At 71.9% G+C, this 22159-nt stretch carries 22 protein-coding genes; 10 read left to right on the top strand and 12 right to left on the bottom strand.

The window, feature by feature from the left end:
- The first annotated feature begins 2 nt into the window (after positions 1–2).
- The 3 genes from menC to CP970_RS45875 all read left to right on the top strand — a co-directional run bounded on the left by menC (position 3) and on the right by CP970_RS45875 (position 2497).
- On the top strand, positions 3–1106 hold the full coding sequence (menC, locus tag CP970_RS00710; protein ID WP_055544187.1) for an o-succinylbenzoate synthase: 1104 nt from the start codon (positions 3–5) through the stop codon (positions 1104–1106).
- Between the two features lie 314 nt (positions 1107–1420).
- Entirely contained in the window at positions 1421–2218 is a 798-nt protein-coding gene (locus tag CP970_RS00705) for an SAM-dependent methyltransferase (protein WP_055544188.1), read from the top strand.
- A 108-nt stretch (positions 2219–2326) separates the two neighbouring features.
- Positions 2327–2497, top strand: a complete 171-nt coding sequence (locus tag CP970_RS45875; RefSeq protein WP_079043173.1) for a hypothetical protein — start codon at positions 2327–2329, stop codon at positions 2495–2497.
- Here the strand turns inward: CP970_RS45875 and CP970_RS00695 are convergent.
- The gene (locus CP970_RS00695) at positions 2468–3796 is read right to left on the bottom strand and encodes an MFS transporter (protein WP_079043174.1); all 1329 of its coding nucleotides are present in this window, start codon (positions 3794–3796) and stop codon (positions 2468–2470) included. The two genes, CP970_RS45875 and CP970_RS00695, sit on opposite strands and share 30 nt — an antisense overlap.
- A 101-nt stretch (positions 3797–3897) precedes the next feature.
- On the opposite strand from CP970_RS00695, the gene CP970_RS00690 reads away from it, so the two are divergent.
- Positions 3898–4350: a winged helix-turn-helix transcriptional regulator gene (locus tag CP970_RS00690; protein WP_055544131.1), complete on the top strand. Its 453-nt coding sequence runs from the start codon at positions 3898–3900 to the stop codon at positions 4348–4350.
- Between the two features lie 20 nt (positions 4351–4370).
- On the opposite strand, the gene CP970_RS00685 is transcribed toward CP970_RS00690, so the two are convergent.
- On the bottom strand, positions 4371–4634 hold the full coding sequence (locus CP970_RS00685) for a CBU_0592 family membrane protein (RefSeq protein ID WP_224058120.1): 264 nt from the start codon (positions 4632–4634) through the stop codon (positions 4371–4373).
- A 152-nt stretch (positions 4635–4786) separates the two neighbouring features.
- Between CP970_RS00685 and CP970_RS00680 the strand changes: the two genes are divergently transcribed.
- Positions 4787–6181 (top strand): glutamate decarboxylase, encoded by a 1395-nt coding sequence (locus CP970_RS00680; protein WP_055544132.1) that lies wholly within the window; start codon positions 4787–4789, stop codon positions 6179–6181.
- A gap of 73 nt (positions 6182–6254) precedes the next feature.
- Positions 6255–6677, top strand: coding sequence for a DUF302 domain-containing protein (locus CP970_RS00675; protein ID WP_150492832.1), 423 nt, complete (start codon positions 6255–6257; stop codon positions 6675–6677).
- Between the two features lie 38 nt (positions 6678–6715).
- Here CP970_RS00675 and CP970_RS00670 read toward each other — a convergent pair whose 3' ends face one another.
- Together CP970_RS00670 and CP970_RS00665 are read right to left on the bottom strand one after the other, a co-directional pair.
- Positions 6716–7303 carry a vitamin K epoxide reductase family protein gene (locus tag CP970_RS00670; protein ID WP_055544134.1) on the bottom strand — a complete coding sequence of 196 codons (588 nt, stop codon included), beginning with the start codon at positions 7301–7303 and terminating at the stop codon, positions 6716–6718.
- A gap of 80 nt (positions 7304–7383) precedes the next feature.
- Complete coding sequence (locus tag CP970_RS00665) at positions 7384–7965, bottom strand: hypothetical protein (RefSeq protein WP_055544135.1); 582 nt, start codon at positions 7963–7965, stop codon at positions 7384–7386.
- A gap of 232 nt (positions 7966–8197) precedes the next feature.
- On the opposite strand from CP970_RS00665, the gene CP970_RS00660 reads away from it, so the two are divergent.
- Positions 8198–9955 (top strand): AfsR/SARP family transcriptional regulator, encoded by a 1758-nt coding sequence (locus CP970_RS00660; RefSeq protein ID WP_055544136.1) that lies wholly within the window; start codon positions 8198–8200, stop codon positions 9953–9955.
- Between the two features lie 12 nt (positions 9956–9967).
- Here the strand turns inward: CP970_RS00660 and CP970_RS00655 are convergent, their stop codons facing one another.
- Positions 9968–12454 carry an ATP-dependent Clp protease ATP-binding subunit gene (locus tag CP970_RS00655; protein WP_055544137.1) on the bottom strand — a complete coding sequence of 829 codons (2487 nt, stop codon included), beginning with the start codon at positions 12452–12454 and terminating at the stop codon, positions 9968–9970.
- Positions 12455–12799: 345 nt separating this feature from the next.
- Between CP970_RS00655 and CP970_RS00650 the strand changes: the two genes are divergently transcribed.
- Positions 12800–13414 (top strand): HdeD family acid-resistance protein, encoded by a 615-nt coding sequence (locus CP970_RS00650; protein WP_055544138.1) that lies wholly within the window; start codon positions 12800–12802, stop codon positions 13412–13414.
- A gap of 37 nt (positions 13415–13451) precedes the next feature.
- Here CP970_RS00650 and hemC read toward each other — a convergent pair whose 3' ends face one another.
- Positions 13452–14387: a hydroxymethylbilane synthase gene (gene hemC, locus CP970_RS00645; RefSeq protein WP_055544139.1), complete on the bottom strand. Its 936-nt coding sequence runs from the start codon at positions 14385–14387 to the stop codon at positions 13452–13454.
- A 239-nt stretch (positions 14388–14626) separates the two neighbouring features.
- Between hemC and CP970_RS00640 the strand changes: the two genes are divergently transcribed.
- Positions 14627–15103: a GNAT family N-acetyltransferase gene (locus CP970_RS00640; RefSeq protein ID WP_063805993.1), complete on the top strand. Its 477-nt coding sequence runs from the start codon at positions 14627–14629 to the stop codon at positions 15101–15103.
- A gap of 16 nt (positions 15104–15119) precedes the next feature.
- Here the strand turns inward: CP970_RS00640 and CP970_RS00635 are convergent, their stop codons facing one another.
- The 6 genes from CP970_RS00635 to CP970_RS00610 form a co-directional block, all read right to left on the bottom strand.
- Positions 15120–16622 carry an MFS transporter gene (locus tag CP970_RS00635; RefSeq protein WP_055544140.1) on the bottom strand — a complete coding sequence of 501 codons (1503 nt, stop codon included), beginning with the start codon at positions 16620–16622 and terminating at the stop codon, positions 15120–15122.
- 14 nt (positions 16623–16636) lie between these two features.
- Positions 16637–18178, bottom strand: a complete 1542-nt coding sequence (locus CP970_RS00630) for an MFS transporter (protein WP_079043175.1) — start codon at positions 18176–18178, stop codon at positions 16637–16639.
- Between the two features lie 89 nt (positions 18179–18267).
- Positions 18268–18870, bottom strand: coding sequence for a sigma-70 family RNA polymerase sigma factor (locus CP970_RS00625; protein WP_055544141.1), 603 nt, complete (start codon positions 18868–18870; stop codon positions 18268–18270).
- A 119-nt stretch (positions 18871–18989) separates the two neighbouring features.
- Positions 18990–19685, bottom strand: a complete 696-nt coding sequence (locus CP970_RS00620) for a hypothetical protein (RefSeq protein WP_055544142.1) — start codon at positions 19683–19685, stop codon at positions 18990–18992.
- Between the two features lie 101 nt (positions 19686–19786).
- Positions 19787–21070 carry a cation:proton antiporter gene (locus CP970_RS00615; protein ID WP_055544143.1) on the bottom strand — a complete coding sequence of 428 codons (1284 nt, stop codon included), beginning with the start codon at positions 21068–21070 and terminating at the stop codon, positions 19787–19789.
- A 4-nt stretch (positions 21071–21074) separates the two neighbouring features.
- Complete coding sequence (locus CP970_RS00610; protein WP_055544144.1) at positions 21075–21560, bottom strand: cation:proton antiporter regulatory subunit; 486 nt, start codon at positions 21558–21560, stop codon at positions 21075–21077.
- 86 nt (positions 21561–21646) lie between these two features.
- Here CP970_RS00610 and CP970_RS00605 point away from each other — a divergent pair, with 86 nt between their 5' ends.
- On the top strand, positions 21647–22060 hold the full coding sequence (locus CP970_RS00605) for a nuclear transport factor 2 family protein (RefSeq protein WP_055544145.1): 414 nt from the start codon (positions 21647–21649) through the stop codon (positions 22058–22060).
- Positions 22061–22159: the final 99 nt, after the last annotated feature.

The following is a 22159-nucleotide window of genomic DNA, read 5'->3' as shown; positions in this document are numbered from 1 at the left end:
CCATGAAGATCTCCGGCATCGAACTGCGGCGCATCGCGATGCCGCTCGTCGCGCCCTTCCGCACCTCTTTCGGCGTCGAGACCAGCCGCGACGTGCTGCTCGTACGCGTGGTGACCGCCGACGGAGAGGGCTGGGCCGAGTGCGCCGCCATGTCCGAGCCCCGCTACTGCAGCGAGTACGTCGACGGCGCCCAGCGCGTCCTGCGCGACTTCCTCATCCCGGCCCTGCCGAAGGACGGCGTGAACGCCGCCACCGTGGGCCGGGTCCTCGCGCCCTTCACCGGACACCACATGGCCAAGTCCGCTCTGGAGAGCGCACTCCTCGACGCCCAACTCCGCTCCCGTGGCGAGTCGTTCGGCTCCTACCTCGGCGCCGTACGCGACCGCGTCCCCTGTGGTGTCTCGGTCGGCATCATGGACTCGATCCCTCAACTCCTGGACGCCGTCGAGCGGTACGTGGCCGAGGGCTATGTCCGCATCAAGCTGAAGATCGAGCCGGGCTGGGACGTCGAGCCCGTCCGCGCGGTCCGGGAGCGCTTCGGCGACGACCTGCTCCTCCAGGTCGACGCCAACGCCGCGTACACGCTCGTCGACGCCCAACACCTCGCCAAGCTGGACGAGTTCGGACTGCTCCTGATCGAACAGCCCCTCGCCAACGACGACATGGTCCAGCACGCCCAGCTCGCCAAGATGCTGCGCACCCCCATCTGCCTCGACGAGTCCATCGAGTCCGCAGCCCACGCCGCGGCGGCCATCACGCTCGGCGCCTGCTCCATCATCAACGTCAAGCCCGCCCGGGTCGGCGGCTACCTGGAGGCCCGCCGCATCCACGACCTCGCGAGCGCCCACGGCATCCCCGTCTGGTGCGGCGGCATGCTGGAGACCGGCATCGGCCGCGCCGCCAACGTGGCCCTCGCCGCCCTGCCGGGCTTCACCCTCCCCGGCGACACCTCGGGCTCCAGCCGCTACTTTGCCACCGACATCACGGAACCGTTCGTCCTGGCGGACGGCCACCTCGACGTACCGACAGGACCCGGCCTCGGCGTCGAGCCCCTGCCGGACGTCCTGGCCGAGGTGACCACTTCGACGGAATGGATCGCCCTGTAGGACAAGGGACCGCGTAGCCCTGCGGCAGCGACCGGCGCGCGCAGGGGCTACGCGTTCTCACCCGAGCTCGGTGAGCCGGTCCCTGTTGTCCTCGAGGTGGACGGTGCCCTGGCGCGTCCCGCGGAGTCCGAAAGGCGGTAGGTCGGCGCCACGGAATGCCGTCCTTACCACTCGAATCCGAGACGGCCAGGCGCCGATGGTTCCTGCCGTGTTCCCGTTAACAACTCCTGTGGTCAGCGGAGTTCGTGTGAAAGGGTGGCGCCATCGGTACGCGGCGCCCATCAGGGCGTGGCGGGCGTCGAGAGGGGCGAGTGTTGAGTCAGGGCGGGCTGCACGCGGAGGACATCGACACCAGTAAGCCGCACCCCGCGCGGATCTACGACTATCTCCTCGGCGGCAAGGACAACTACGAGGTGGACCAGCGCGCCGGTGACGAACTGGCCGCCGCCGCGCCCGAGGTGCGCATCGGAGTCAGGGCCAACCGCGAGTTCATGCTGCGCGCCGTCCGTCACGTCACCGGCGCGGGCGTCCGGCAGATCCTCGACATCGGCACCGGCCTGCCCACGTCGCCGAACGTGCACGAGATCGCCAAGGAGACGGTGCCGGACGCCCGCGTCGCGTACGTCGACAACGACCCGATCGTGAACACGCACGCCGAGGCGCTGCTCCACCGCGTCGGCGGCACCAGCAGCGTGCTCGCCGATCTGCGCGACCCGCGAGGCGTCGTGGACCATCCCGAGGTCCGCCGCGTCATCGACTTCGACGAGCCCGTGGCCCTCTTCCTCGTGGCCGTCGTCCACTTCCTCACCGACGCCGAGCAGCCCGAGCGGATCGTCGCCACCCTGCGCGACGCGCTGCCGACCGGCAGCTTCCTGGTGCTCTCGCACGCCACGAGCGACTTCGCCGATCGCAGCGACGCCCAAGCCGTCTACAACCAGGCCACCGCCACCTTGAACCTGCGCTCCCGCGCCCGGGTCGAGCGGTTCTTCGACGGTTTCGAGCTGGTCGATCCCGGCCTGACCCAAGTGCCGTTCTGGCGCCCGGAGGGCACCCCGTCGGAGCGGTCCGGCGAGATCGGCATCTATGGCGGCGTCGCGCGCAAGCTCGACTGAGCTGTCTGTGCTCTGAGCTGCGTAGATTGACCTCATGAGTCATATAGGCCGGTTGAATCGTCGCCGTCGGGAGTTCGTCCCCGCGCTCGTGACTCCTTCGGGAGCGATCTGGCACTCGCCGACCTGGACGGCGACGGCTGTGACGAACTGGCCGTGCTGACCCAGGACTTCCCGGGCCGCGGTGCCACCGGCACGTACTGGATCGTGCCCGGCAGCCCCCGCGGCCCCGTCCCGTCCCGGGCCGAACGCCTAGACGCGAGCCGCATCGGCCGCGGCTGAACTCGCCGTGCTGCGGCGGCTGTCGCGGGTGAACGCCCACACCGCGAGCCCGAGGCAGCTGAACCCGGCGCCAAGGCCGCAGACCGCGCCCCAGCCCGCCACCGTGTAGAGGGAGGTCGCGGCGATGGCGCCGGTGGCGCTGCCGATCGAGTAGAAGACCATGTAGCCGCCGATGATCCGGCTGCCCGCTTCCGGGTGCAGCGCGTAGATCAACGTCTGGTTGGTGACGTGGACGGCCTGCACGGCGAGGTCGAGCAGGATCACCCCGAGGAACAGGGCCCAGAGGGAACTGCGGGTGAAGGCCAGCGGCAGCCATGACGCGGCGAGCAGCGCCAGGGCGATGCCGGTGGTCCGCTGGGAGAGGCCTCGGTCGTTGAGGCGGCCCGCCGCGCTCGCGGCCAGCGCGCCCGCGACACCGATGAGGCCGAGGGCCCCGATCGCGCTGTGGGAGAAGAAGTACGGTGCTTCGCTGAGCGGCAGCGCGACGCTGCTCCACAGCGTGCTGAACGAGGCGAATATCAGCAGACCGAACAGGGCCCTGAGCCGCAGCAGCCGTTCCCGTGCGAACAGCGTGACGGTGGAGCGCAGGAGCTGTCCGTAGCGCAGGGCCGTGGTCGGCGGGGCGTCACCGCGGCGCGGCAGCACCCGGTACAGGACCAGGGCGAGCAGCGTGGTGAGCGACGCCGACGTGAGGTAGACGGAGCGCCAACCCGCGAGGTCGGCCAGGACGCCGGACACGGTGCGGGCGAGCAGGATTCCGCTGACCACGCCGCTGGTGACCAGGCCGACGACCCGGCCGCGCCCGGCGGCGGGAGCCAGCGATGCCGCGAAGGTGAGCAGGGTCTGTGTGACGACCGCGAGGAGCCCCGTCGCGGCCATGCCCGCGAGCAGGACCGCCGCCGTGCGGGCGGTGGCGATGAGTGTCAACGCCCCTACCAGGAGCAGCAGTTGGGCCACGATGAGCCGTCTGCGGTCGGCCACGTCGCCCAGCGGCACGAGGAAGAAGAGGCCGAGCCCGTAGCCGACGTGCGTGAGGGTGACGACGCTGCCGACGAGCGCGGGGCTCATGCCGAGGTCGTGCCCCATGGTCACCAGGAGCGGCTGGGAGAAGTAGACGTTGGCCACCGCCGCTCCGCAGGCGACGGCGAAGAGGAGGACGATGCCGCGGGAGAGGGCGCCGACCCCAGCCCCGGCACCAGCCTCAGCCCCGGCCCCGACTCCGGCCCCGTGTGGCGCGGCGTCACCTCCCCTAGTCGGCGCCTCGGTGTGCCCTGTCGCTGTCTCGCAGTTGCCTGACATCCGCTTCCCCTCTCGCACTCTGGTTTCAACTTGCTACCGATGGCGACCGTAACTTTCTTGGTAGCATGTTGCAACCACAGTGGATGCGAGGAGCGAACGTCATGGTGACCAGGACACGGTTCGACGACAGTGAATGCCCCGTCGCCCGGTCGGTGGACGCGATCGGCGACTGGTGGTCGCTGCTGATCGTGCGGGACGCCTTCGACGGAAGCCGGCGCTTCGGAGAGTTCCAGCGCAGCCTCGGCGTCGCGAAGAACATCCTCACCGCGCGGCTGCGCTCCCTGGTCGCGGGCGGAGTTCTCGCATCCGTCCCCGCGTCGGACGGCAGCGCCTACCGCGAGTACGTACTGACGGAGAAGGGGAAGGAGCTCTTCCCCGTCATCGTGGCGCTGCGCCAGTGGGGCGAGCGGAACTTCTTCGCCCCCGGGGAAGCGCACTCGGAGCTGGTCGACCGTCGGCAGGGCGAGCGCCTGCGCCCCCTGGAGGTCCGGTCCGCCGACGGGCGGCGCCTGGACCCCGACGACACCGCCGTGCACAAGGTCGCGACCCCCTGAACCGGGCCGAACGGTTCAGGTCAGTGGCCCGCCCCCGCCGTCCGCCCGCGTGACTTGGCGAACAGGCCCCAGAAGGAGACGACGGCCCAGGTCCCCTCCAGGAGCAGGAAGCCCCAGTCGCCCTCCACGACCGCGTCGACGGCCATGAGGAGCGAGCCGGTCGCGTTGAGCCAGAGGTAGGACCAGGCGTCGGTGCGCATCCGGTTCGCCTGCACGGCGACGAACGCGGCGAGGACCAGCAGGGAGCCGACGATCTGCACGGTGAGCCACATGCCGCCGATCATCCCGGGGCTCCTGCTGCCGGGGTGGCCCGCTGGTGCATTCGCCGCAGCGACTTCCTCCCTTCGGCTGGAGGGGCCGTGGACATCCCCGTCCGCGTTCGCGACGATCCCCACGATGACGGCGTCCGCCCCCGTGCCCGGAAGGAACCCGCCCCATGCCCCTGCACCGGACCACGCATCACCCCATCAAGCCCGGCAGCCCCTTCGACGACGTCTACGCGCTGCCGATCAGCGAGCAGATCCTGCCCAAGTACAAGATGCCGCGCTCGGTCTCCGACCCCCGTGCCGTCCGTGCGCTGATCCACGACGAACTCGCGCTCGACGGCAACGCCTCGCAGAACCTCGCCACGTTCTGCACCACCTGGGTGGAGCCCGAGGTGCACATGCTCATGGACGAGTGCCTCGACAAGAACATGATCGACAAGGACGAGTACCCGCAGACGGCCGAGATCGAGAACCGGTGTGTGCACATGCTCGCCGACCTGTGGAACTCGCCGGAGGGGGAGACCACCCTCGGCTGTTCCACCACCGGCTCCAGCGAGGCCTGCATGCTAGGCGGTCTCGCCCTCAAGTGGCGCTGGCGCAAGCGCCGCGAGGCCGAGGGCAAGCCCACCGACCGGCCCAACATCGTCGTGGGGCCCGTGCAGGTGTGCTGGGAGAAGTTCGCCCGCTACTTCGACGTGGAACTGCGCCAAGTCCCGCTGGCGGACGACGCGTTGGGGATGCGCCCCGAGCAGCTCAAGGACTACGTGGACGAGAACACCATCGGAGTCGTCGCCATCCTCGGCGTCACCTTCACCTGCGTCTACGAACCGGTCGCCGAGATCGTCGCCGAACTCGACCGCATCCAGACCGAGACGGGACTCGACATCCCCGTACACGTGGACGCGGCCAGCGGCGGCTTCCTCGCCCCGTTCCTCACCCCCGAACTGGTGTGGGACTTCCGGCTGGCGCGCGTCGCCTCCATCAACACCTCGGGACACAAGTACGGCATGGCACCGCTGGGTGTCGGCTGGGTGGTGTGGCGCTCCGCCGATCTGCTTCCCGAGGACCTGATCTTCCGCGTCAACTACCTGGGCGGCGACCTGCCCACCTTCGCCCTGAACTTCTCCCGCCCCGGCGGCGAGATCGTCGCCCAGTACTACAACATGCTGCGCCTGGGCCACGAGGGCTACCGCAAGGTGTACGAGGCGTGCGCGGTCACCGCCCACATGCTGGCCGAACGGATCGAGAAGATGGGTCCTTTCACCCTCCTGTACGACGGGAGGGGCGCGCTGCCCGCCGTCTCCTGGAAGCTCGCCGACCCGGTCACGGCCGGGTTCACCCTCTACGACCTGACCGAGGAGCTGCGCAAGCGCGGCTGGCAGGTGCCCGCCTATCCGCTGCCCGCAGGGCGTGACGACACCGTCGTCCAGCGGGTCCTGGTGCGGCACGGCACCGGCCACGACAAGATCGGGCTGCTCGCCGACGACATCGGCGCGGCCGTCGACCGGCTGATGACGTCGGGCCCCGGCAGCCACGCGCCCGAACAGCCGGGATTCCATCACTGACAACCCCGGGAGCAGAGGGGCCGCCGGGCGGGTCGGCCGCCCGTGCGCGCCCCCGCCGCCTACGGTGAAGCGCGTGAACGAACCAATGCCCAGCGAGACGGCCTCGGGGCTCGTCACGCTTCCCGCGCCCGGCACCGTCGACGCCGTGGTGGACCGGCTGCGCACCGCCGCGACCGAGGCGGGACACCACGTGCTCTCCGTCATCGACCACCAGGCCAACGCGGAGAAGGTGGACATGACGCTCCGCCCCACCCGCCTGGTCCTGATCGGCAGACCGGCGGTCGGCACCCGGCTCATGCAGGACCGGCGGACCACCGGGATCGACCTGCCGTCGAAGGTGCTCGTCTGGCAGGACGAACACGGCGAGACCCAAATGACGTACTCCACCGGCGCCTGGCTGGCCAACCGGCACGGCCTCAAGACGAGCGGCCGCGAGAACGCCGCGAAACTCGACGCCGCCGTACGGGAGTTCGTGGCGCAGGCGAGGCGGCCGTAGGGGACCTGGGGCAGGCCCCGGCGGGGCCTGCCCGGCGTTCACCACAGACGCGTACCGAAGCGGGTCAGGATCAGTGCGGCGAGGACGCCGTACATCAGGACCGGGCCGAGCCACGCATGCCGGGTCAGCGTCCCGGTGAGGCGCCGGGGCGCGGGCAGTACGCCCGAGCGCAGGCAGTGCACGGTCACGTACCAGAACAGGGGCAGGACGACCGCCCAGACCAGCATGCACCAGGGGCACAGCGCCCCGATGACGTACAGGCACTGGGTGATCAGCCAGACCACGAAGCCGAACGCCGCCGTCACACCGGTCTGGAGGAGCAGCCACAGCCACCGGGGGAAGCGGGCGCCGGACAGCAGGGCGAGCCCGAACGCGGCGAGGGCGGCGAAACCGGCGATGCCGAGCAGCGTGTTCGGGACGCCCAGGACGTCGCTCTGCCAGGCCGCCATCACGTCACCGCAGCTGAGGACCGTGTTGATGTTGCAGCCGGGGGAGAACGCCGGGTCGGCGAGCGACGCGATGCGGTCGCGGGCCAGCTCGGTGGAGGCGACCGTGCCGAGCGCTCCGGCGAGCAGCATGAGCAGGCTGAGCCCGCGGCCTGCGCGGACGTACGTGGACTGGGGCATGCGGTCCAAGGGTGGCCGTGGCCCAGGCACCGGGGCAGGGCCGGCGGTCCCTGGGCCACGGGTCGTTCGGCCCGGCGGGGTCAGGAGCTCTCGGCCCGGAACTTCTCCGCGAGGTCGGCGCCGCGGATCACGCCGCCCGTGTGGTACTTCAGGCCCCAGGCGTCGATGACCGAGCCGTCGCCGAACATGCACGCGGAGATCACCTGGTCGGACTTGGTGGCGCCCTTGGGGCCCCAGCCTCCCGCGTCCAGCTTTCCCGGCCCGTACATCGCGGTGCCGTTGATGGCGTGGCAGTAGGCGATGGACGGGTTCCCGACGCCGCCGCCGGGGTCGGCGATCTTGCGCTGGTACGCGCGCTGGGCCAGCGTCTCCTTCTCCGCGGCCAGGGTGTCCGCCGCGATCGCGATCCTGGAGCCGTCGTCGGCGCCGAAGACGCACATCGTCCGCTCGCCGCCGAGCCGGACGAGTTCCTGCGTGCGGGGATCGGTGCGGTAGGGGTACTGGGTCTGCGCGGTGCCGCCCTGCTTGGCGCACCAGGACGCGGCGGAGGCCGGGGCGGGCCGGTGCCGCGCGCCCTGGTCGCTCTGCGCGGCCTGGGCGACCGCGGCGGTCGTGCCGAGCAGGAACAGGACACCGGCACTGATGGCTCGGGAGCGTTTCACACTGCCTCCTCAAGGCGGGACACGGGGGTGTGGTGGAGGGATCGCACACATCCTGATCACCGGCTTCGACACCGTCAACGCGCTGCGCACGGCCGCTCGGCGGCCCCTGCGACATTGGCGTGATCTTCGCCGGGCACGCCTCTGAAGTGCCGGAACCACCAGCGGCTTTCGGCCAGTAATTCCTGTGTAACGGCCCCCTGTTCCGCGTCCGCTGAGGCTAGAGTGACCGACCGTGACGGGCGCGGCAGCACATTCGGACGGCGTCGCGGAGCGCACGGCGGGGGCCCCGCCACTGCTCCGCATCCACCTTCTCGGCGGCTTCCGCACCGAAAGGGACGACGGCGCGCGGACCGTCGAACGCTGGTCGAGGCCCGGTGCGAGGACCCTGGTGAAACTCCTCGCGGTCACCCCGGGACACCAGCTGCACCGCGAGCGCGTCATGGCCGTGTGCTGGCCGGACGCCGAACTGGCCCCCGCCCTGCGGAGCCTGCGCGTCGCCCTGCACACCGCCCGGCACGCCCTGGAACCGGAACTCGCGCCGCGCGCCGCCTCCGCCTATCTGATCGGTGACGGCGCGCTGCTGCGCCTGGCGCCCGACCACGTCTGGATCGACACCGACCACGCGCGGACACACGCCGAACGCGCCCTTGCGACGCGCGCCGTACCCGAACTGGCGGCCGCACTCGCCGCGTTCACCGGGGAGCCGCTCCCCGAGGATCCCTACGCACCCTGGGCCGAACCGTGCCGTGAACACCTCGCCGAGCTCCGCCGACGGGTCAGGACCGCCCTCGCCGCCGCGCGCCTCGCCGAGGGCGACCTGGACGGCGCGGCGCACACCGCCCACCGCGCCGTGGCAGAGGCACCCGCCGACGAGGGCGCGCACCGGGTGCTGATCGAGGCGTATCTGCGCCAGGGCCTCCGGGGTCGGGCGGTACGCCAGTACGAGGTGTGCGCGGCGGCGCTGCGGGACGAACTCGGCGCCGGGCCAGGAGCGGAGACGCGGCGGCTGCACCGCGCCGCCCTGCGCGACCCGGGGCCCGCCGCACCAGGGCGGCCGGTCGGGGACGAGACCGAGGCGCAGGCCGACGCCGCGCGGGTGCGGCTGTCCTGGGCCGCCGCCCTGGAACGATCAGGGCGCTACGAGGAAGCGGCCCGCACCCTGCGGGAGGCGCTCGCCTCCTATGAGCGGCACGGCGAGCGGGACGACTGCGTGCTGACCGCCGCCCGCCTCGCCGAAGTGCTGTGCCGCAGCGCCACGTCGGAGCAGGCGCACGCCGCGCTCCGGCGCCACGCGCCCACCTCACGTACTCCCGCGCTCGTGACCGGCACGCACCACATGGCCCGCGCCATGGTCGGCTTCTACGCGGGCGCGTACGACGAGGCGCTGACGGCGGCGCGCCTGGCCCAGGAGGCGGGCGCCGCCGTGCCCGGCACGGAAGGGCAGGCGCTGCGGGCCCGCGCGCTGGCCCAGCAGTCCATCTGCCTCAGCCTGGCGGGCGACCTGGACCAGGCGGTGGAGCTCGCCGGGCGGGCGCTCGCCCCCGCGGAGGCCTGCGGCGATCCGGCGCTCCTGGCCAACGTCCTGTCCGTACTGCGCGAGAACGCCTGCCGGGCGGGCAGCCTTGACGACGCCCTCGTGCACGGCCGACGCGCGCTCACCCTGGCCGAGCGCGCGGGACGCCCGACGGCGACCGCCTTCGAACGAGCGAACCTAGCCGAGCTGCACCTGTGCCGGGGCGAACACGCGGAGGCGGGCCAACTCGCCCAGTCTGCCGTTGAGTTGGCCGAACCCTTCGGCGAGGCGGCGCTTGCCTTCGCGCTGGTAGCCCTCGCCCGCGTCCGCATGCGCACCGACCCGCCGGCGGCCACCGCGCTGCTCGACCGCGCGGAGGGGTGCGCCAGGGACAGTGACCACCATCAGGCCTCGGCCGAAGTCGAGCGAGCGCGAGGGGAGTTGGTCGAACGCCTCGCGGGGAGCGGTGCCGGGTGACCGTGCGACGGTTCAGCTCGCCGTGCGCTCGATGGCGCAGACGAGGGCGTCGTCCTTGACGTCCGCGACGATGGTGTCGCCCGGCTCCGCCTCGCCCGTAAGCAGCAACTCGGCGAGGCGGTTGTCCAATTCGGTCTGGATCGTACGGCGCAGGGGGCGCGCCCCGAACTCCGGCTGGTGCCCGTGCGCGACCAGGAGCTTCTTGGCCGCCTCGGTGACCTCGAGCTCCAACCCCTGGGCACGCACCCGGCGTTCGGACTGGGCGAGGAGCAGATCGAGGATGCGGGTCAGGTCGTCCTCGGCCAGGCCGTGGAAGATGATCGTCTCGTCGATGCGGTTGAGGAACTCCGGGGTGAAGTAGCCGCGCAGATCGGCCTTGAGGTCGTCCTTGATCTCGGAGACGTCGCCCTGGTGGGCGAGGATGCGCTGGGCGCCGATGTTCGAGGTCATCACGATCACGCAGTTGCGGAAGTCGACCGTACGGCCCCGCGCGTCGGTCAACCGCCCGTCGTCGAGCACCTGGAGGAGGCTGTTGAAGACGTCCGGATGGGCCTTCTCCACCTCGTCGAAGAGCAGCACGCTGTACGGCTGCCTGCGCACCTTCTCGGTCAGCTGTCCGGCCTCCTCGTGCCCCACGTATCCGGGCGGGGCGCCGATCAGCCGGGAGACGGTGTGCTTCTCCTGGAACTCGCCCATGTCGAAGCGGACCATGCGGCCCTCGTCCCCGAACAGCAACTCCGCGAGCGCCTTGGCGAGTTCGGTCTTGCCGACGCCGGTCGGGCCGAGGAAGAGGAAAGAACCGACAGGGCGGTCGGGGTCGCCCATGCCCGCGCGGTTGCGGCGCACCGCCTGGGCGATCGCGGTGACCGCCTCGTCCTGGCCCACCACCCGGTCGTGCAGCGCGTCCTCCAGCTTGAGGAGCTTCTCCTTCTCGCTCGCGGTCATCTGCGCGACCGGGATGCCGGTACGCCGGGACAGGATCTCGGCGATGTCGAGTGCGGTCACCTCCATCACGCCCTCGCGCCGCTCCTCGATCCCGGCGAGCTCGCTCTCGGCCGTCGCGATCCGCTTCTTGAGGTCGGAGGCCTTCTCGAAGTCCTCGGCGCCGACCGCCTCGTCCTTCTCCCGCCGCAGCTTGGCGACGCGGTCCTCGCGCTCGATGACCGCACCGGACTTGCCGAGCGACTTCAGGCGGACGCGCGCGCCCGCCTGGTCGAGCAGGTCGATGGCCTTGTCCGGCAGGAACCGGTCGGAGACGTAGCGGTCGGACAGCTCGGCCGCGGCGGCGAGGGCGCCGTCGGCGTAGCGGACCTGGTGGTGGGCCTCGTAGGAGTCCCGCAGCCCTTCGAGGATCTGCACGGTCTCCGCGACGCTCGGCTCGGGGATGAGCACCGGCTGGAAGCGGCGCTCCAGGGCGGCGTCCTTCTCGATGTACTTCCGGTACTCGTCGATGGTGGTCGCCCCCACGACGTGCAACTCCCCGCGGGCGAGGGCGGGTTTGAGCATGTTGCCCGCGTCCATCGCCCCTTCGCCCGACGCGCCCGCGCCGACCACGGTGTGCAGCTCGTCGATGAAGAGCACCGTCGAATCCGACGCCTGCTTGACCTCGTCGATGACCTTCTTCAGGCGCTCCTCGAACTGGCCGCGGTACTGCGCGCCCGCCACGAGCCCCGACAGGTCGAGCGCGATGACACGCTTGCTCTCAAGGGTCCCTGGCACCTCGCCCGCCACGATGCGCTGGGCCAGGCCCTCGACGATCGCGGTCTTGCCGACGCCGGGCTCACCGATCAGTACGGGGTTGTTCTTGGAGCGCCGGGAGAGGATCTCCACGGTCTGCTCGATCTCCTCGGCCCTGCCGACCACCGGGTCGAGCCTGCCCGCCCTCGCCTCCTCGGTGAGGTCCCTGCCGTACTCGTCCAGGGTCGGCGTCTCGCTCACGCCACCGGTCGGCGTGCCCTCCGCCCGGGCGGCCGCCTCCGTGCCGTGTCCGAGCCGGTCCGCGTCCACGCCCTGCGAGGCGAGCGTCCGCACCGCGCCGGAGTCCGGTGTGCCGAGGAGCGCGGCGAGGATGTGCTCGGGGCCGATGTAGGACACCCCGGCCGCCTGGGAGCGCTCGAAGGCCGCCATCAGGACGCGCTTCGCGGCAGGCGTCAACCGCGGTTCGGCGGACGGCACTTCGCTCGCCCCCGGCAGGGCTTCGGCGATGGCCTTGCCCAGTTGGTCGGGGTCCGCGCCCGCCTGCGCGAGGAGGCCCCTGGCCGGTTCGACCTGGGTCGCGGCCCACAGCAGGTGCTCGGTGTCGAGGTCCGCGCTGCCGTCGTCGGCGGCGCGCGTGGTGGCCAGGCCGATCAGCTCGCGCGCCGAGTCCGTGAGCAGCCGTCCGATGGGCACCCGCTGCACCTGTGGTGGCGAGGAGGCGGGGGACATCCCGAAGAAGCGGTTGAGCAGCTCGGAGAAGGGGTCGGGGCCGCCGAGGGATCCGAAGGAGGACATCGTCATGGTCGCGTCGCCGTCCAGGTGTGGGGCAGGTCGTCGTGCGGGGCAGACCGTCGTGTCGTCGTGTCGGGCAGCCATCGTGCCCAGCCGGTCATCCTCACTAAAACAAGCCCGCCGCATTACCGCAAAAGGTGCATATGACTATGAAGTGAGGTAGCCGGGACGCGCATCGCCGCGGTTCGCCAGCCCGCCATGGACGCCGCCCGGCGCACGGCGCCCGTCACCCGGTCGGCCGCAGGGAGCCCGGCGAGCCGCGGGCCGTGTGCCCGGGCCCCGGCCGCCCCCGCCGTGGCCCTTTCGGCCCGCGCCCCGGGTTGTCGCCCCGACGGCGCCGACCAGCCTGGAGGCATGGACACAGCCACCCCACCCACTCCGACCGCCCCGCACGGGCCCGACGGACCGAGCGGACCGCTGAACACCCTGGTCCGCGGCGCCTGGCAGTACGTGCTCGTCTCAGGCGTGCTCGCGCTGGTCCTCGGCGTCCTCGCGCTGGTCTGGCCCGGCGCGACGCTGCTGGTCGCGGGCGCGTTCTTCGGTGCCTACCTGTTGGTCAGCGGAATCTTCCAGATCGTCGCCGCGTTCGGCACGCACGTGTCGGGCGCGATGCGGGTGCTCGCCTTCATCAGCGGCGCCCTCGGCATCCTGCTCGGTCTCTTCTGCTTCCGCGGCGCGATGCAGTCGATCCTGCTGCTCGCTCTGTGGATCGGCATCGGCTGGCTCTTCAAGGGCATCACGCTGACCATCGCCGCGGTCTCGGACCCGGACATGCCCGCCCGCGGCTGGCAGGCGGTCACCGGCATCGTGAGCGTGATCGCGGGCTGCGTCCTGATCGTCTCGCCCTTCGACTCGGTGGCGATCCTCACCGTGCTCGGCGGCTGCATGCTGATCGCGGTCGGCGTCGCCGAGATCATCACCGCCTTGCAGATCCGCCGCCGCGCCAAGCACCTTCCGCACCACGTCTGACGGGACCGGCCCTGCCGCGACGGGCGTGTTCTCCGCGTCAGTGCGCGATGCCGTCGATCAGTTCCCTGGCGCCCTGGCGCAGCAGCGCGACCGCGACCGACATGCCGAGCGTGGTGGGGTCGAGCGGCCCCGCCCACTCCTGCGCGTTCAGGACCGTCTTGCCGTCCGGGGTGAACACGCAGGCGCGCAGCGACAGATCGCCGCCCCGCTCGGCACGCGCGTACCCGGCGATCGGCGAGTTGCAGTGCCCCTGCAGCACGTGCAGGAACATCCGCTCGGCCGTCGCCTCCCGCCACGCGTCCCTGTCGCCGAGGCCCGACACCGCGTCGATCGTGGTCGTGTCCTCCTCGCGGCACTGCAGCGCGAGGATCCCCGCGCCGATCGGCGGGCACATCGTCTCCACCGACAGGATCTCGCTGGCCAGCTCCGGGCGGCCGATGCGGTCCAGACCCGACTGGGCGAGCAGCAGCGCGTCGGCGTCGCCCGCGGCGAGCTTCGCCAGCCTGCGGCCCGCGTTCCCGCGCATCGGAACGCAGTCCAACTCGGGGTGTGAGGCGGCGAGTTGCGCGACACGGCGGACCGACGATGTGCCGATGCGGGTGCCCGCGGGCAGCTCGTCGAGGGTGAGCCCCTCGGGGTGGATGAGCGCGTCGCGGATGTCGTCCCGCTTGAGGAACGCGGCGAACGTGGTGCCCTCGGGCAGCGGCCGGTCCGCCGGTACGTCCTTCACGCAGTGCACCGCGAGATCCGCCTCACCGGCGAGCAACGCGGCGTCGACCTCCTTGGTGAAGGCCCCCTTGCCGCCGAGCCGCGCCAGGTCGCCCATCCAGCGGTCCCCGGAGGTGGTGACCGGCACGACCTCGGTGCGGATGCCGGGGTGCAGCGCGGCGAGTTCGGTACGGACGCGCTCCACCTGGGCCAGTGCCATGGGGGAGGAGCGGGAGACGATGCGGATGAGCTCGGGAACGGACATGCGCTCCACGATAAGGGCTGCGAAGGGGTCCTCCGGCCCGGTGGGATGATCAACGGTCGCCCACAGCGCGGGAGTTGTGCGCCGTTTGGCCGAGCGCGCCGTACGTCGCCGCTCCGACCGGGGCGTACGCCGCCACCTCCGCCGGATACGGCCCGGCGTGCGCCACTCGCCCCCGGCTCATAGCGTGAAGTGCGCCCAAGGCGCGGCCTGGTGCCGCGCCCGCCCCCCTCGGAGGCCCCATGTCCACGCCCGCAGCGTCAGCGCGCCCGGAGATCGGGCTCGAACCGATGGCCGCCACCCATCTGGCCGATGTCCTCGCGCTGGGCCGCCAGGTCTACGACACGAGTGTGAAGCCCTACACGTCCTGGTCGCTCTCGGCGATCGCCGGGCACTTGGACGGGGAGGCGTCCGCCTGCTGGGTGGCCCTGGACGGGGCGCGGCTCGCCGGGTTCGTGCTCGGCTCGATGGGCTTCGACCAGCGCGCCGACTGGGGCAACCTGGAGTGGATCGCGAGCGCCCCCGACTACCAGGGCCAGGGCGTCGCGAGCCGCCTGGTGAAGGCCTGCGTCGCGGCACTCACCGAAGCGGGCGCGAGCGCCGTCGTGACGGACGTCGAGTCCCGCAACACCGCCTCGGCCGCGCTGATGCGGCGCAACGGCTTCGAGGCGAGCGTGTCGGTCACCCTCTTCGTACGGGAGGTACGCCCGGCTTCCTGAACCGCGCGGGGGCCGGTCATTCGGCGCCGCGCGCCCCCGGCTCCAGCGGCGGCGCGTTCACGCCGAGACACGTCTTGCACTGCGGCTCGTTCCCCCGCTCGGCGTGCCACGCGGCGGGGCTCGGCCTGACGAACACCGCCGCCGCGACCGCCGCGAGCACGAACAGCGCCGCGCACATCACCGCCGCCTTGCCGAAGGCGGTGTTCAGCGCGTCCGGATCCGCGTACGCCGTGCCGGAGAGGCCCACCGCGAGCGGCAGACCGGCGACGACGAGCAGCTGTGCGATGCGCGCCGCAGTGTTGTTGACGCCGGACGCGAGCCCCGCGCGGCTCGCGTCCACCGAGGCGAGCACGGTCGCCGTGAGCGGCGCCACGAACAGGCTCATGCCGAGGCCGAGCACGACCACCGCGGGCAGCACCTCGGTGACGTACGAAGCGCCGGGCCTGATCCGCAGCATCAGCAGGACACCGGTGGCCGCCACCAGCGGTCCTGCCATCAGCGGCAGGCGCGGGCCGATGCGCCGGGCCAGGTCACCGGAGTACGCGGAGAGCAGCAGCATCAGGACGGTGATCGGCAGCGTCGCCGTGCCCGCCTGCAGCGCGTCGTAGCCGAGCGTGGTCTGCAGCTGCACCGGCAGCAGGAAGAGGATGCCGCCGATCGCCGCGTACAGGCACAGCGTCATCACGTTGGCCGCGGTGAACAGGCGCGAGCGGAACAGGGTCAGGGGCAGCATCGGGTCGCGCCTGCGGTGCTCGACCGCGACGAAGGCGGCGCCCGCGGCGAGACCGAGCACGCCGGGGAGCACCACGCCCGCCGTCGACGCGTCACCGGACGCGCCGATCAGCGAGAAGCTGACGCCCGCCAGGAACAGCGCGGCCAGGCACGCGCCCGGCACGTCGAACGGCCGCGCCGAAGCCGCCTCGTCGCGGCTCTCGGGCACGTGCCGCACCGCGATGAGGACCAGCGCGGCGAGCGGCACGTTGATGAGGAAGATCCACCGCCAGCCGGGACCGTCGATCAGCCAGCCGCCCAGGAAGGGCCCGATCGCGCCCGCCACACCGCCGAGCCCCGACCAGGCACCGACCGCGCGGGCCTGGTCGTCCGGGCGGTACGAGGAGCGCACGAGCGCCAGCGAACCGGGCGTCAGGAGCGCGCCCCCGACGCCCTGCAGCGCCCGCGCCGCGATGAGCGTCCCGGCGTTCTGCGCGAGCCCGCACAGCGCGGAGGCGAGCGCGAACCACACCACGCCCACGATCAGCGTGCGGCGCCGCCCGACGCGGTCGCCGAGCGCGCCACCGAGCAGCAGCAGCGCCGACAGCGTGAGCATGTAGGCGTTGACCACCCACTGCAGGGCCGAGATCGAGGCGTCCAGATCCTTGCCGAGCGTCGGCAGGGCGACGTTGACCACGGTCCCGTCGAGCATCGCCATGCCGGAGGCGAGAACCGCGCACGCGAGCACCCAGCGGCCGCGCGCCGAGGCGAGCGCGATTCCGTCCTCGCCCGCGGAGACCGGGGCCATGAGCCACTCCCGCCCTACATGTGGACCGCGCCGCCGCCCGCTTCCGTGGCGACCGGCGCTCCTCTGCGATAGAGGACGACCGTAACGACAAGGCCGACCGCGAAGAAGAGGGCCGACCACCAGTACGCCGTCGAGTACGACTGCATCGCCGCCTGCGCCTGCACCTCGGGCGTCGGCTTCTTGCCGACCAGATAGTTGGATGCGGCCGTGGTGGCGAGGGTGTTCAGGAGCGCCGTGCCGATCGAACCGCCCACCTGCTGGCTGGTGTTGACCATCGCGGAGGCCACGCCGGCGTCGTGCGCGGCGACTCCTGCCGTGGCCATGCTCATCGCGGGGGCGAAGATCAGGCCGAGGCCGAGCCCGGCGACCAGGAGGGGCGGCAGCACGTGCGCGGCGTAACCGCTGGTCGTGTCCAGCGCGGTGAGCCAGGCCATACCGGCGGCCGAGAGCCCCATGCCCAGCGGGACGATCGGCCGCGCCCCCATCTTCGGCAGCAGGTTGTTGGTGGTCACCACCGAGGCCACCACCATCACCGCGACCATCGGCAGGAAGGCGAGACCGGTCTTGATGGGCGTGTACTCGAGGATCTGCTGGAGGTAGTACGTCAGGAACAGGAAGACGCCGAACATGCCCGCGCCCGAGATGAACATGGCGAGGAACGAGGCCCCGCGGTCCCGGTCGAGCACGACCCGCAGCGGCAGCAGCGGATGCGTCGCCCGCGTCTGCCACCACGCGAACGCGACGAGCAGCACGGCGCCGATGACCAGGAAACCCCACGTCTGCGCGTCGCCCCACTCGTGGGTCTCGGCGTTGGAGAAGCCGTAGACGATGCAGAAGAGACCGGCGGAGACCAGGAGCGTGCCGGGCACGTCCAGCTTGGGCCGGTCCGGGGGAGCGCCCGCGTGCAGCAGGCGGGCCCCGCCGATCATCGCGACGACGGCGAAGGCGAGGTTCACGTACAGGCACCAGCGCCAGTCCAGATACTCGGTCAGCACACCGCCGAGCAGCAGTCCCACCGCGCCGCCCGCGCCCGCGATGGCGCCGTAGATGCCGAAGGCCTTGGCGCGCTCCCGCGGATCCGTGAACGTCGTGGTGAGCAGCGAGAGCGCGGCGGGGGCGAGCAGCGCGCCGAACACGCCCTGCAGCGCGCGGGCCGCCACCAGCATGGAGAAGCTGTTGGCCGCGCCGCCGAGCGCGGAGGCGAGGGCGAAACCGGCGAGCCCGGCCAGGAACACGATCTTGCGTCCCACCAGGTCGGCGATGCGTCCGCCGAGCAGCAGCAGCGAGCCGAAGGCGAGCGCGTACGCGGTGACGATCCACTGCCGGTTGCCGTCGCTGAACCCCAGGTCCCGCTGGGCCGACGGCAGCGCGATGTTCACGATCGTCGCGTCGAGCACCACCATGAGCTGGGCGATGCCGATCACGGCGAGGATCAGCCAGCGGTGCTCATGGCGGCCGCCTCCCGCGTACGGCACGGAGCCCGGCGCCCCGGCGTCGCGAACGGACTCGGAACCGGGGCGGACGGGCTCCGAAGCGGGTACGGACGAGCGGTCCATGGTGACCTCCAGACACCCCCGCACCACGCTAAACGCACTGCTCGGAGGCCGCGACCGGACCTCCGGGCAGTGCGTGACCCGCGCCCCTGTCAGGCGGCGCGGTCCGCGGCGAGCAGCAGCTCGCTCACCCGCTCCCTGGCACGGGCCACCCGGGAGCGCACGGTGCCCACCGGGCAGCCGACGGCGGCCGCCGCGTCCGCGTACGGCAGCCCCGCGAGCTGGGTGAGCACGAACGCCTCGCGGCGCGGCGCGTCGAGCCCGGACAACAGGTCGAGCAGGGCCACGCCCTCCTCGAAACCGGGCAGACCGCGCGGCTGTGCCCGCTCGGCGGCCGCCTGCCAGTCACCGGTGTCGGCGATCCGCGGCCGCGCGGCGGCCCGCCGGAACCGGTCGGCGACGGTGCGGCGTGCGATCGCGAGCAGCCAGGTGCGGGCACCGGACCGCGCGGCGTAGCCGGGCAGCGAGGTCAGGGCCCGCAGATACGTCTCCTGGGTCAGGTCGTCCGCGCCGTGCAGGTCACCGCTGAGGTGCGCCACGAAGCGCCAGACGTCGCGCCGGGTGGCCCGCACGAACCGCTCGAACGCCTCGGCGTCGCCGTCGCGGGCCGCGAGCGCCCACTGGGTGATGAGGTCGTCGCGGGTCAGGTCCCCGCCGGGCGCACCGGTCGGGGGTCGCAAAAGGGCAGGAGTCATCGCAAAAGGTCCTTCGGTGAAGGGAGTTCGGAAGCGACGCGGCGCACGTGGCCGGGGACCGCTGCCCCGGCGTGCGCGGACGCCGAAAATCCGCCCGGCACCGAGGGGCGCGGGCGGTATCAGGAACTGACCGGAAGGACCGGTGGACCTCTGCGGGAGACGGCGTACTGGAGAAGGACCCCGCGCAGCCGCGGCACGGGCACGAGCGTGCCGACGCGCGGCGGGGCCGGGGGAAGCGCCGCGACGAGGACCCGCAGGACGAGGCGGAGCGGTACGAACAGGGCCGCGGCGAGCGCCCGTCCCGTCCGGAACGCGGCGGCCTCGCCGCGCCACAGCCACAAGGCGCAGATCAGGGCGGCGACGACGTGGGCGAGGAACATGCCGAGGGCGCTGTGACCGAAGAGCGACATGATCCACTCACCGGCGTCGGGCCCGGAGGCGGTCGCGGAGTCGGTCCCCGCGCCGGAGTGGGCGGGCATCGGCATCCGCATCGCGTGGTTCATGTGGTTCATGTGAGCCATGCCGTCGCCGCCGGTCGCACCCGCGCCGGGCGCGGCACCAAGCCGCTGGGCGAAGCCGAACAGTTCGTGCAGCGCCAGCTGCGCCACGACCGTGGCCGAGACGACCGTCGGCGCCCCCCGCTCGCGCCCGGTCAGCCACCACGCGGCCGCGGCCGTGGCCGCGAACGCGTAGCCGACCGCCCACCAGGGCAGCGCGGCCCCGGACATGAGCGTGTGACCCAGCGCCGTCACCACCACGCACACGGCCGCGAACACGGCGGCTCGTGCGAGGCGGAACACGGGACCTGAGGTCATGGGGAGCATCGTGCCAGCAGGGCGGGCGGTGCCGGGCGGCGAGTCCCGAAGTTGCCCGGTCTGTACCGAGCTGCACCGCCCGACGCCGCTGCCGGGTCCGCCTACGAGCGGTCGCGCGCGTCCTGCCCGTCGAGGGACTCGACGGCCTCCCTGGGACCCGGCAGTTGGGCCCCGGCGGCCTCTGCACCGGCGGTTTCGGCCCCGGCGGCGACAGGCCCACGCCGCCGCGCGAGCAGATCCGTCACGAAGGCCGCGATGGGCTGGGTGTAACGGGCGGTCAGCGGGCCGACGATCACCAGGATCAGCACGTACGCGGTGGCCAGCGGGCCGAGCGAAGGCTCGATGCCCGCCGCGACCGCGAGCCCCGCGATGACGATGGAGAACTCGCCGCGCGCGACGAGCGCACCGCCCGCACGCCACCGGCCCTTGACGGACACCTGCGCACGGCGGGCCGCCCAGTACCCGGTCGCGATCTTCGTGAGGGCCGTGACGACGGCAAGGGCGAGCGCGGGGAGCAGCACCGGCGGAATGCTCGCCGGATCGGTGTGCAGCCCGAAGAAGACGAAGAACACCGCGGCGAACAGGTCGCGCAGCGGCGACAGCAGCGAGTGCGCGCCCTCGGCGACCTCTCCGGAGAGCGCGATGCCGACCAGGAACGCGCCGACGGCCGCCGACACCTGGAGCTGCTGGGCGATGCCCGCGACCAGGATGGTCAGACCAAGTACCACCAGAAGCAGCTTCTCGGGGTCGTCACTGGAGACGAACCGGGAGATGAGCCGCCCGTACCGCACCGCGAGGAAGAGGACCAGGCCCGCCGCGCCGAGCGCGATGGCCAGCGTGAGGCTGCCCGCGGCGAGGCCGACTCCGGCGAGCAGCGCCGTGATGATGGGCAGGTAGATCGCCATCGCCAGGTCTTCGAGCACGAGGATGCTGAGGATGACCGGCGTCTCGCGGTTGCCGACCCGGCCGAGGTCGTTGAGGACCTTGGCGATGACACCCGACGAGGAGATCCAGGTGACGCCCGCGAGGACGACGGCGGCCACCGGCCCCCAGCCCATGAGCAGCGCGGCGATCGCGCCGGGCAGGGCGTTCAGCGTGCAGTCGACCAGACCGGCCGGGTACTGCGTCTTGAGATTGCTGACGAGGTCGTTGGCCGTGTATTCGAGGCCCAGCATCAAGAGCAGCAGGATGACGCCGATCTCGGCGCCGATGGCCACGAACTCCTCGCTCGCGCCGAGCGGCAGCAGCCCGCCCTCGCCGAACGCGAGCCCGGCGAGCAGGTAGAGCGGAATCGGCGAGAACTGGAAACGCCCCGCGAACCGGCCGAGGAGGCCGAGCGCCAGGATGATCGCACCGAACTCGATCAGGAAGACAGCGGAATGCACGCGATCACTCCCGCCCGAGTATCGTCGCGGCCGTCTCCACGCCTTCGCGCGTGCCGATGACGATGAGGGTGTCGCCACCCGCCAGGCGGAAGTCGGGAGTCGGCGACGGAATGGCGTCGGCCCTGCGCAGCACGGCGACGATCGAGACGCCGGTCTCGGTCCGCATCTTGGTCTCGCCGAGGAGACGGCCGTTCCAGTGCGAGGTGGCGGACAGCAGGACCCGCTCGGCGACCAGGCCCAGGTCGGTGGTGTGCAGCAGGTTCGGGCTGTGGTGCGAGGGCATGAGCGCGTCGATCAGCGCGTCCGCCTCGCCCGAACTCAGCTTCAGGGACAGCGCGCACTCGTCCGGGTCGTCGGACCGGTAGGCGCTCAGCGTGCGGGCGCCGTCCCGGTGCGCGACTACGGAGAGACGGCGTTGTTCACGGGTCGTCAGGTCGTAACGTATGCCGATGCCTGGGAGCGGCGTACGACTGAGTCGCGATGCGGGCACAGCTTTCCCCTTGTGGAATAGGTGATCTTTCGGGGAGTCACCCTATAGGGGCCAAGTATTTGCAAAATCCACCTCCGGAGGCCGTCATGTCCAGAACGCCGCAGGAGATCTTCGAGCGGTGCGTCTACGCGGGAACCCTGTCCCACGATGCCGACGCGTTCGCCGAGCAATTCACCGAGGACGGCGTTCTCGAAGCGCCGCTCCAGCCCGCCGATGCGGCCTTCCCCGGCCGGTTGGTGGGCCGGGAACAGATTCGTACCGAGATGGCGGCGTACTACGCGCGGCAGCCGAAGGACCACCGCAGGCCGAACCTCGAGAAGTCCGGGTACGTGCTGCACGCCACCGCGGACCCCGACGTGTTCATCGTCGAGATCGACACGGTCTTCGACGGGGAGGGCGGTGAGGAGGACGAGGCCGTCTCGCTCGTACAGATCTTCCGCGTCCGGGACGGAAAGATCGCCCGGCTGCGGGACTACTTCGCGCCGGACCTGATGACCTGAGGAGCTGAGCGCGTAGTGGTGCCACCATGGTGTCAATTGGCGCCAGGCGGTAAGTCACGTTTCTGACCTGCACTTTCGTGGGGCCCTTCGAATGCCTCC

Origin of the sequence: Streptomyces kanamyceticus (genome assembly GCF_008704495.1) — a bacterium.
Lineage (GTDB): Bacteria > Actinomycetota > Actinomycetes > Streptomycetales > Streptomycetaceae > Streptomyces > Streptomyces kanamyceticus.
This window is presented reverse-complemented; position numbering and strand designations above follow the sequence as displayed.